An 11,392-nucleotide genomic window follows, 5' to 3' on the forward strand; every position below is an offset into this window, starting at 1 on the left:
CATTAAGTCACATTCGGTGCAATCCGTGGCATTTTTGCTCTTCTTTTCGCTCACCGAGCCGAAATCCACGCGATCCAAGGTATTTTTACCTTTGTTTTACCCGACGTGCCTTCACTACTCGTTTCAGCATAAGTCTCTTCTATAGTTAGTTTCTAATCAAGTTACTTTTCTACAACTAGCATTCCATTTCCCCTATTCACCAGCTAGAGTTGACCTCGAACACGCGAAATCACCTTTACTTCTACCTCTCTACCTACCTAATTAATTACCCACTTTAGCCTTCTCGCGCTGCGCGCTAGCGCTTTGACGTTTAGCTCTGGCCTCGAAAAGGCTCGATTCGGCTAGTTTACGGTACAAGTTCTTCTCCGCTTCGCTGATTGGCTCAGGGACAACAATGTCAATTCCAAATAAAATATCACCGTTTGTACCATTTTCTCGCTTAAAACCTTTACTCGGGATGCGCAGCGTTTTACCACTTTGAATTCCTGCAGGAATCTTCAATTTCACGGCACCACCACCCGGTAATGGAACCTTCACCTCTCCACCTAATACCGCTTGCCATGGAGCAACTTCAACCGTGCCGTATAAGTCGCCAGCTCGAAGCTCGTATATATCATGAGAAAGAATATGAAGTGCCAGCAGTATATCGCCACCGGGAGCTATGCCATTCTGAGTGTTACCTGCGATTTTTAAAATTGTGCCTTCACTAGATCCCGCCGGAACTTGAACGTCCACAGTTTTATCACCGATCTGCACTCTTACAGTTGCTCCCTTATAGGCCTGCTCCAACGTAATATCCAGCTGCGCCTGCGCCCTACTGCGCGCCTCACCCCATGGATTGCCGTTCGAACGCCCACTACCACTACTAGAAAAGAAATCAAAGCCAGCGCGATCCGCCGATCCCCGATTCCCAAAAAACATTCCGAACAAATCTTCCTCCGAAATACCAGAACCTCCTGCAGAATAAGCTCCGCCGCCCCAGCTTCCACCAAAGTTTGAATCCCACGAAGAGGCTCCGCTCGACGCACCTCCACCACCTCTGCCACGCTGAGCCCCATAAAGCAGCTCCTCATCGTAAAGCTTGCGTTTCTCCTCATTGCTCAGCACTTCATAGGCTTCAGCTGCTTCTTTGAATTTCGCCTCTGCCTCAGGGGCTTTGTTCACATCGGGATGCCACTTCTTGGCCAGCTTTTGATAAGCCTTTTTAATTTCCTGTTTAGTTGCTGTTTTGCTCACGCCCAAAGCATCATAATAGCTGTTGTTAGCCACTCGGATTCCTCCTTTCAACGCTTTATTAAATACAACTCATCGTATGATTCCGAGAAAAGACGCACCATAGCCGGAATCCTCCACTACAATGCGCCTTCTATACATAACCTTATATTAAAAGCTCGCTGCCTATCTCTAAGATGCTGAACGGAAACTAATTCCGTCTAAATTATGCTTATTCAGACTGCGAAGCGCTAGAATCTCCATCTTGAATCTCAATGCGTTTCCCTTGCGGTTTTTGCTGTTTTGGAACCTCCAGCTTCAGTAATCCGTCTTTTAAAGACGCGCGAATCTCTTCCACTGCAATATCCTGAACATAGAATCTGCGAAGATATTCACCATATCGACGTTCTCTACGTACAATTTGATGCTCCTTGTTCTCCTCCGCATTCTCTTCCTTCCGCACCGCTTTAATCGTCAAGTAAGGACTGGCATAATCAATGTCGATTTCTTCTTTTTTAAAGCCAGGAAGTTCAGCTTCAATCAGGTAAGCCTGCTCACTCTCGCGAATATCCGTTCTGAAGGACATCGTGGAGCTCTTGATCGGCGCAAAAAAATCATCATTAAAAACATCATTTAAAGACTTAGCCAACATACCAAAAGCATCCTCTCTACGTTTACCAAAAGGAACCAAATCAAACATTATCCATTCTCCTCTCATTGACTTTGACTTTATTTGACCTATGACCTTATTATAGTCCCCTATAAGAGGAATAACAAAACCGATTTAAGGCGATTATTGCTCAAATTCAGGTAAATTAGCTGATTTAAGACGACTAAATCAGTTCTTTTTATTTATTTGACCAATTTTGACCTTTGTTTGATCTATACTTCACAATACAGCACGATTAGTATATGTTTAGGCCCCACATTCCATACAAGCCCGCAATTTCGCATTCATTACAACCCCAAAACATCCTACTCAAAAAGAAATGATATAATGAAAGTCAAATAACGACCATTTTTCTTACAGGAGACCAATTGTATGCAACCAACTTATACTATGGATGATACGCAGTGGACTAAACTCATCCAGAATGTCGCCTATTATTTCGATGACCTCACCCTCAAACGAGGGTTCCAATATTATAAGCAAAGCCGTATTCGTTCGTTCACTATGATGGAGCCATCTAAGATCAGCGCCCTTGTTGAGGGTAGAGAGGATTACCGCGTTACGATTGATCTGGACAGCTTCACTCGATGTCATTGTAACTGCCCTGTTTCAGGTCATTGTAAGCATATGGCAGCCGTGCTGCTCCATTATGCTGAACAACAGAATAGGTCTGTACAAGTTCTAGCTAACGCCAAGGCCGCAGCTTTTCTTCCAAAAACATCAAGTAGTTCACCTGCCGGAGCCGATGGAAAGCACCAGCAGCAGCTAAAAGAACATGCCAGCCGCATCGCTGACGGAGGCATCACGGAGTGGCGCGAGTATTTTGCATCCTGCATCACGCCTCTGGCACATACCACTCGGAATCCTGAATATGTGGATCGAGCATTATCCTCCATTACTAAATTTAAGCCGAAGTTATCACCGGAAAAGGACAAGCTATTTACTCTGCATGCCCATCTTTTTCTTCTAGAAAAGCTGGCTAAGCCTTCCGCTAATCTACCCGGTCAGGTCGCCTTCACCTCATCACTCGGGTATTACACGCAAGTAGCGGTATCAGAGCTACAGGAAGCAATTACACGTCTGTTAAAAAGCACACTCCCGCTGTCTTCCGAGCAGGAGCAGGAATATGATCTGTGGCCGCATATTGTCGAGACCCTCACCTACTTGCGGCGCGAGATGTTGACGGAGTCGCGCGATCGCTTGCGGGATCAGCCCTCTTTTTCACTATGCTATGACCTGCTGTGGAGAAACTGGATTTATCCGAATACAGGTGGAACTAAGCTTTACCTTGATGAAATCAAACAGCTTCAGCAGGCAGAGAGTGAGTTAGGAGCTTCCCTGTCACGCCATGCTTGGCTGTTTGCCCAGAGCCTCATGTATTTTTATCTGAAGGATGACCCGAAGGCTTGGGAATTATTGAATACAGCTGCCGAGCGCCCAGGTCTCCATCCTGATGAGCTGATGAGCTTCACCTCCCCGCTTCTGGATGCAGGGGAATGGTCACGATTGGTGGGCTGGCTTGTTCAGACCGGTCCACTGCTGAGCAGCAGACTCTATAATCTGAATACCTATTCGAACAGATGGGAAGAGGCCGTTCGCCATCTTCCTGAAGCTGAGCCTCAGATGTGGAATACATTAGCCGCCATGTTACCTATCTCTGGAGAAGTATACGAAGAAAAGTTAATTACCTATGAAAAATGGCAGACATGGATGGATTATCAACTGTCCATCGGTAAGCTGCCTTCCGAATTTCGTGTTACAGACCTCCAGCCTATGGAGAAAAACGCACCCGGAGTTCTGCTTCCCTTCTACCACCAGGCCGTCGAAAGATTTGTGCTGGATAAGAATAGACATAGCTACAAAGCGGCTGTGAAACTATTGAAGCGATTATCCAAGCTGTATAAAAAAATGAAACAAGAAGAACGGTGGGAAGAGTTCCTCATTGCCTTCACCACAAAGCATAGCAGACTCCGTGCGTTGCAAGAGGAGCTTCGGAAAGGAAAGCTAATACCATGAACATGCATTTGCGCACGCTGACCATCCGGCTTGCATTAAGCCAGTATGGCGATGCTTTAATATATGGAATGAATGAAAGAGAAGATCTCGTGCCCGGCTTGCAGCTTAAGCAGCGGTTATTCGCCTGGCATGAGGCATCTTTTTATGGTACGGAGTTAACGGTTCAACCAACTGGCGAAGGTATGGAGCTAGTGATTCTACCTGCGGAGCAGGTCCTCCCTTTCTTTGCAGAGCAGAAGCTGCTGGCGCATATCGAATGGAACTGGGAGGGCGATGCCGCCCATCTCACTGAACTGGCGCCACTTCTGGCTATATGTCTGGAGAATAAACAGTATATTCCCGATATCTCCGCTTATCGCGCCGGGAGGTTGCAATGGACCTGGGATGAGGACGCTTTTGCGCAGGTGGCAGTGGAGAATGACACTGCCGAAGGGGCCCTAGAGGCGCTAAATGACGGCAGCGAGTTTAGCCGCGGATTACGCGCGGCGTTCTCCGCCGCCGTATCGCAGAGGTTTTACAGCACGGAGGCCGAGGCAGGCGACCTCCGGAGCGAATTCCCGCTTCTATTCGATAGAAGCGGGGCCCTTTCAGCGGGCATGGATACCGCTGCATGGCTTATCGCCATTGGCTGGAAGGCGGATACCGCGCCTTTCCGGCCTGCACTTCAGCTGCTGGATCCGGAAGGGGATGAATCCCCTTGGCGGCTGCAGCTGATCCTTCAGGACAAGCGCGATGAATCCGCGCTTGTTCCCATCAGGCTCGCCGATGATGGCGAGCCGCACGGCTTGTGGCCGACAGCATGGTCGGCCCACGTGCATGAACGCGCCGCGGGATGGCTGGAGCGCCTCCGCGGCAGTCTGCCGCCCGAGCGCTTCGCGGCGGGCGGCGACGTGCTGGCTGAACCGCTCAGCGATGCCATCGCTTGGCGGTTCTTAACCGCCGAGAGCCAGCGGCTGCTGGAAGCAGGCTGGCAAGTGCTGCTGCCGGCGTGGTGGGAAGCCGCCAGCCGGAAAAAACCGCGCCTGCGCGCCAAGATCAGCTCCGGCGAGGACAAACGCAGCGGCGGCGAGTCGCTCTTCGGTCTGGATTCGATCGTCGATTTCGATTGGCGAATCTCCATCGGCGACGTCGACCTCACCGAAGCTGAATTTGCCGAGCTGGTCGCAAGAGGAGAACGGCTCGTCCGCTTCAAGGGCAAATGGGTCTCGCTCGATCCCGCACTGCTGGCGCAAATTCAAAGAGCCATGGCAGGTATGGACAAGTCGCAAGGCTTGTCTTTCCAAGATGTGCTTCAGCTTCATTTGCTACAAGCGAGTGAGGATGCAGATGCTGAGGCTACAGAAGAGCAGCTTCAAGAGGATGCGACGCGCCTGCGGCTCGAGGTAGAACTAACCGAGCATTTAATCAGCCTCATTGGTCAGCTCGGCCAGCGCTCACAGTGGCCGAAGCCCCCAGTACCCGCAGGACTCCAGGCAGAGCTACGCACCTATCAGCATGAGGGATATGCTTGGCTGACTTTCCTGCGTCAATTTGGTTTGGGGGCTTGTCTAGCCGATGATATGGGGCTTGGTAAAACCGTCCAACTCATCGCATATTTACTTCATATCAAAGAAAATACCGATCCTAGCTCATCCCGCCGCCAGACCGACCCACCGGGTTGGCCTGCTCTGATCATCTGCCCTACCTCCGTGTTGGGCAACTGGCAGAAGGAATTGCAGCGCTTCGCGCCTTCTTTGAATGTGATGCTGCACTACGGAAGCCGCCGTTTGGACGCAGGCTTCTTCTATGGCGCTGCTTCGCAAGCTGACGTGGTACTCACCTCTTATGCGACTGCAGCGCTTGATCAGGAGTTGCTGAAGGAATTCACTTGGGCGGCAATTTGCCTGGACGAAGCACAGAATATCAAGAATGCTCAAACGAAGCAGTCGGTAGCTGTACGTAGCTTCCCGGCTTTACACCGGATTGCGCTGACAGGAACACCTATAGAGAACAGATTATCTGAGCTGTGGTCCATTTATGATTTTATAACCCCAGGTTATCTGGGTAGTGCCAAAGCCTTTAACGATCGATTCAGTAATGCCATTGAGAAGGAACGTGACGAGAAACGTACAGCGGACCTACAAAATCTCGTGAAGCCGTTCATGCTACGCCGTAAGAAGAAGGATCCTAACATCCAACTCGATCTTCCAGATAAAAATGAGATGAAGACCTACGTTCATCTCACAGCTGAACAAGCTGCGCTCTATGACCAGACCGTAAACGGACTGCTCGAACGTATGCAGAAGTTGGAAGGTATTGAGCGTAAGGGCGCCATTCTTGGGGCTTTGACCGGACTTAAGCAGCTATGTGATCACCCGATGCTTCTGACCAAGGAGGCCCTCCCTGAAACCGATTCGGACAATAAACTGGATACCAGTCCACTCATTAACCGTTCCTCTAAACTTGAAAGACTGCTGGATATGGTGAAGGAACTTCGTGCAGAGGATGAGCGCTGTCTCATTTTTACGCAATATGTCGGGATGGGAAAAATGCTTCAGGCTGTTCTACAGCAGGAGCTGGGAGAGCCCGTCCTTTATTTGAACGGCAGTACCTCCAAACAGGCGCGTGACCGAATGATTGAGCGATTCCAGACGCCTATACCTTCTGTGGACGAAAGATCCAGTCGTCCAGATGCACCACCGACTGATCAGCCGAATGTGTTCATCCTTTCACTTAAAGCTGGAGGTGTCGGTCTGAATCTAACCGCAGCCAACCACGTATTCCACTTCGATCGCTGGTGGAATCCGGCCGTTGAGAACCAGGCGACGGACCGCGCCTATCGGATGGGCCAGACGCGCGATGTACAGGTGCATAAATTCATCGCCCTCGGGACGCTCGAAGAAAAAATTGATGAGATGCTGGAGAGTAAGCAGCAGCTAAGCGATAATGTCATCTCCAGCTCCGAAGGCTGGATTACCGAGCTGTCTACTGAGGCTTTGACAGACCTATTTACATTGCGGCGAGGCTTAACAGACTAATCCTGCCGCTTTCAGATACTCAAGAAGATGCTGGATAGTGTAGCGAAAGATTTGTTTAATCCAATAAAAAGGCAGAAACTCTTTATATCCGAGTTTCTGCTTTTTTTGTTACTGAACGATGGCATAAGATCAGAATCATTCTCTAACCACCAACGAATCTGTGCATGTCATCCTTTACGGCTTAACGAACATCGGTAATGTCCGCGTAAGGCCATTCGATTCCGGCCAGGAATGCCAACCAGAATACGCCGACCGCATATGCGGTGAATAGGACGTCGCGGTACGTAAAGCCAATAACATAATAATAAGTTCTCTTGGCCTGCCCGGAAAACCGCTTCGCCTCCATAGCCACCGCGATTCTATGGGCGCGTCGTATGCTTTGGGCAAGCAAAGGGATCGCGTATCGTTGCAACAGCTGGTAGAAGTTAAATATCCTCCCTCGTTTGCGTATTCCCCTGACTTTCAATGCGTGGTGCAAGGTCTGGAATTCTTCTGCGAGAATAGGCACCAGCCGCATCGCGGCCAAGAAGCTGTAAGCATACTTAGCCGGTAATCTCCCCTGCTGCATTAAGGAGTAGAAGAGGTTTACCGGCCTCGTCGTCAGACCGAACAGAAGCCCGACCGACGCCATGCTCAGTGCCCTGAACCCCAGATGCAGCCCTCTGTAGAAGCTTTCTTCCGTAATGTTCACTAATCCCCATCGGACCTACTCCGTCTCTCCCTTGCCGAAGAACATCATCCCCGTAGATGTAGACACGAACATCAGCAAGAAAGGGGAGGTGTATAACAGCAATCTGCGCAATGGGTGCCCGGACCACGGAAGCAGCAGCATCGAGCCGATGGCTACGTTCACCATGACGTTAAAGTCGTGGATGAGAATAATTGCCGCGAACCAGAGAGAGAACAGAACGATCTTAAGCGTAGGATTGACGCGGTGTAGCCAGGTTTCCCGGTGGGGAAAGGTCAATAACATCAGTAAGTCTCCCGTCTTCGATTCTCCATGACGCTGTGCAGAAATTTTCTACGATCCGCGCATCATGCGTGACCATAATAATCGAGGCTCCCGCCGAAAGCAGCCGCTCAAGCTTCTCGAGCAAAGAGAACGTATTCCGTGCGTCCAGCCCAAAGGTCGGCTCGTCTAGCAGCAATATGTGTTGCCCTTTTACGATCGCCGTCGCGACGCTTAATCGTCTCTTCTGCCCCATCGACAGCTGATACGGATGCCGCGAGGCAACGTCCTCTAAATAAAGTTCTTCCATTAGCTTATACGCCTTCGCACGCCGAATTTCGCAATGAACTCCATCCAGCAACAACGAATACTCGATCTCTTCCCGTACCGAATGTGTTACAAATTGAAATTCGGGGTTTTGAAAAACGAATGCGATATGCTCGGCCGCTTGCGCAACATGCTCCGCTTCCCGGCCTGCTATCTTGCATATCCCTTCGGTCTTAATCAGTCGCATGATCGAGAGCAGCAAGGAGCTCTTACCCGCTCCGTTATGGCCGATGATCCCGATCCATTGACCAGGGGTGACGATTGCCCTCCCTACTTCGATGACCGCCCTGTTCCCTCGTTTCCCGCGAAACCTGTCCATTTCCAGATAGACATCTTCCCGATCGTTTGCGTTTGAATAACGAGTAATGCAGTCTGACCTCCGGGATTTATTCTCGATATAGTCCTCCCAGACGCCCGGATACCAAATTCCGTATTCTTGTAGCTCTCTCCTTTTAGCTGAAAAGATTTCCGTCGGCGATCCGTCAGCGATAACTACTCCTTCACGGGATAACACGACGATCCGATCGAAAAAGTCGATTACGCCTTCGATCTTATGTTCAATGACGATCAAGGTAATGCCTTCGGACAGGCTTCTGATCGCAGACCATACCAGCTCCGTACCCTCGCTATCCAACAGCGCTGTCGGTTCGTCCAGGAAAATCACTTCTGGCTCCATAGCCAGAACGGAAGCTATGGCTAATCGCTGTTTCATCCCTTGCGATAACGATTGGATTGCGATATGGATATCAGGAATATTCAAGCCGACTTGAGCGAGATAAAGGCGGATCAGACCTGCCATTTCTTCGCGGGGGACGCGCATGTTCTCGAGAACGAAAGCCATCTCCTCGTCCACATATGGCATACAGAACTGCGTATCCGGATCTTGGAATACGTATCCCCATCGCTCGGGAACAAATGTCTCTTCAGCGATCATCGGAACTTCGATCGAACCGGGAATCAAACCGCTCAACACCTGCAGCAGCGTCGACTTCCCGCATCCGCTCGGGCCGAGCAGCAGCGTCTTCTCCCCCTGGTGGAAAGAAAGGGAAATGCCCTTGAACAACAAGGAGTCCTCTCCGGCAAACTTAAGCTTTAGGTTCTTAACTCTCGCAGCTATGGAGACTCCAGGCGTCATAGTCGTGTCAATGCGTCATAGTCCGCCTTGGACGCCGGTCTCAACACTTTGGTTACGCCTGTGAGCTCAAGCGCTTTGGACAGTCCGAAGGCGAAGATACCGGCGATGACGATACTTCCGAGTCCCCTCAGTCCGATCAGCAGCGTATAGTTCCAAGCGGACAACGATTCAATGTAACCGTAGCCGAAATCCAGCACCAACGAACCCGCCGCCGCCGCGAGCGCGGCCAGCGACGTGACCCAGACGTTCGCGTTGCGATAGAGGAAAATCGCGAAGACTAACTCCGCGCCCAATCCCTGCAACGCGCCGTAATACAAGGTCGAAAGCCCCCATTCACTGCCCAATAGCGCACTAACGGAAGCCGCCGCAAGCTCAGCCAGAAGCGCCACTCCCGGCTTGCGGATGATGAGAAACGCGAACGTCCCGGCAATGAACCACATGCCGTATATCGTTTGCTCCGCATGGGTACCCAGCGGTTTGACCACGTCGTACATCGGTCCCCAGATTTTATAGATAATTCCGAATACGACCGCGATCACGATGGTTACCAGCATATCAGTCAGCTTCAATCCCCGTGACCTCGTCCCTTTGTCTTGTTGTCCTTGCCTTTGTCCTTGCTTAGCTTGTTCCATGCTTCAACAACTTCCCTTCTAGGTTCTTGGATTCGTTGCTCGCATGATGTGAGTAATTTTAAAAAGCCTACCCATTAATGGGTAGGCTTGCGCATGGCATCAAAAAAAAGGATGCTCGACAATAACGTCTCTACGCTGGCATTACCCAGATCAGATTGACGGTCAGCGGCATAAGGCCGCTATCTCAGCCTGACTTCATCAAGCACCCGTTTATTGCGATTCAACTTCCTATAACTTATATCATAAGTAAACTTTTTACAATATGATTTTCGTTCCTTGGGTATCCCTATCGCGGTATCTAAGTGTAGAACGCTCACCATTGCTCGGACATCTTAAAAGTGACGGCGAGATCATCATCACCTGAGAGTGAGTTAACTACCAAAGTAACCGGCTCATCCTGAAGCTCGTAAGAGAGCCGCTCGTTAAGCAAGTTAACGGCCAAATTCGCATACGCACCAGAGATCCCTGATCCTGTACCTTGCATAATCACCTTTCCACCCGTGACCGTAGTGCAGGTGTAATTGACAAGCAGTGCTGTGTCCGTGACAGGAATATCCGTAGTTGGTGTAGGGAAATTTTCAAATGTCCCATCCAGAGTTCCACCTGCAACGACCATATAACGCACAGGTCTCTTGGATAGAATATCTAAAGCAGCCGGTCTAATTTCAGCCGCAAGTCCTTGTGGAATAGTAAAGGCAGGACTCCTCATAAAGCTGATCGCTGCGAAGTCAGTCGATGTAACCGATACGTTATCACGTATTTCCGAGGTTATACGGCTTACTTGAAACACATCCAGATTAACAGCCGTCCAGACACCGTTCACATCCACAAGAAAAACCTGAATCTTTAATTGCTCCTGTGAATACACAAAATTAAATTGAAATAAATCCTCTACAATAGGGTAGGTCTTACTTAACGTTTCCCGATATTGCAGCTCAAATAATTCTTCAATAAAGACTGTCTGAGGACTTGCACTATTGGCTAAACCCGTTAAATAACAAGCCGCTCCAGCTGATCCATTGTTAACTACTTCGATCACAACTTGATCTATTGGACGGGTACCGTCGACAGGTAAATTAATGATTGTGCTTGTAGAGAGGACAGGCAATGTCTTCACACCTCCTATTCATATCAAATTATATCTATATGCTATGCAATCAATTTTTAGAATTCTTGGATGATATTAAAATAGAGAAGTGCTCAACAGATATAAAATACAGATTTGCCACCAAATAAAGGATGTGGTAAACTCGACTTAACTTTTTATGAACGGAGGGTTACGTGTGATAGATTTTATCCGAGTTAGAACTTTGCGCGGCTAATTGAATAGCGCTAAAGCTCTGCCCATGTGCAGAGGACTCAGGATAGGTCTACCCATTTAACTCCATAGAAGCCAACAAACTAAAACGCCTTCGGCGTCCTTATAAGGACGGT

At 49.5% G+C, this 11,392-nt stretch carries 7 protein-coding genes, 1 pseudogene and 1 riboswitch; of the genes and pseudogenes, 2 read left to right on the forward strand and 6 right to left on the reverse strand.

Annotated features, from left to right (window positions below; translation table 11 throughout):
• Window positions 1-261: 261 nt before the first annotated feature.
• Window positions 262-1,269 carry a DnaJ C-terminal domain-containing protein gene (locus CA600_RS29480; RefSeq protein ID WP_179281778.1) on the reverse strand — a complete coding sequence of 336 codons (1,008 nt, stop codon included), beginning with the start codon at window positions 1,267-1,269 and terminating at the stop codon, window positions 262-264.
• A gap of 175 nt (window positions 1,270-1,444) precedes the next feature.
• The gene (locus CA600_RS29485) at window positions 1,445-1,912 is read right to left on the reverse strand and encodes an Hsp20/alpha crystallin family protein (RefSeq protein ID WP_094874657.1); all 468 of its coding nucleotides are present in this window, start codon (window positions 1,910-1,912) and stop codon (window positions 1,445-1,447) included.
• A 342-nt stretch (window positions 1,913-2,254) separates the two neighbouring features.
• Between CA600_RS29485 and CA600_RS29490 the strand changes: the two genes are divergently transcribed.
• Window positions 2,255-3,898 (forward strand): SWIM zinc finger family protein, encoded by a 1,644-nt coding sequence (locus tag CA600_RS29490; RefSeq protein ID WP_094874658.1) that lies wholly within the window; start codon window positions 2,255-2,257, stop codon window positions 3,896-3,898.
• A complete protein-coding gene (locus tag CA600_RS29495) occupies window positions 3,895-6,915 on the forward strand; it encodes a DEAD/DEAH box helicase (RefSeq protein ID WP_094874659.1) in 3,021 nt (1,006 codons plus the stop codon). The genes CA600_RS29490 and CA600_RS29495 overlap by 4 nt, the downstream gene beginning before the upstream one ends.
• A gap of 181 nt (window positions 6,916-7,096) precedes the next feature.
• Here CA600_RS29495 and CA600_RS29500 read toward each other — a convergent pair.
• From CA600_RS29500 to CA600_RS29515, 4 genes and pseudogenes are all read right to left on the reverse strand, one after another.
• Window positions 7,097-7,888, reverse strand: a pseudogene (locus CA600_RS29500) (energy-coupling factor transporter transmembrane component T family protein).
• Window positions 7,830-9,326 (reverse strand): ABC transporter ATP-binding protein, encoded by a 1,497-nt coding sequence (locus tag CA600_RS29505; RefSeq protein WP_094874660.1) that lies wholly within the window; start codon window positions 9,324-9,326, stop codon window positions 7,830-7,832. The pseudogene CA600_RS29500 and the gene CA600_RS29505 overlap by 59 nt, the downstream one beginning before the upstream one ends.
• Window positions 9,323-9,958 carry an ECF transporter S component gene (locus CA600_RS29510; RefSeq protein ID WP_094874661.1) on the reverse strand — a complete coding sequence of 212 codons (636 nt, stop codon included), beginning with the start codon at window positions 9,956-9,958 and terminating at the stop codon, window positions 9,323-9,325. Before CA600_RS29510 ends, CA600_RS29505 begins: the two co-directional genes overlap by 4 nt.
• 108 nt (window positions 9,959-10,066) lie before the next feature.
• Window positions 10,067-10,178: riboswitch (TPP riboswitch) on the reverse strand.
• A 93-nt stretch (window positions 10,179-10,271) separates the two neighbouring features.
• Complete coding sequence (locus CA600_RS29515; protein ID WP_094874662.1) at window positions 10,272-11,066, reverse strand: hypothetical protein; 795 nt, start codon at window positions 11,064-11,066, stop codon at window positions 10,272-10,274.
• Window positions 11,067-11,392: the final 326 nt, after the last annotated feature.

It is taken from the genome of Paenibacillus sp. VTT E-133280 (assembly GCF_002264385.1).
In the GTDB taxonomy this organism is placed as follows: Bacteria; Bacillota; Bacilli; order Paenibacillales; family Paenibacillaceae; genus Paenibacillus_AQ; species Paenibacillus_AQ nitricinens.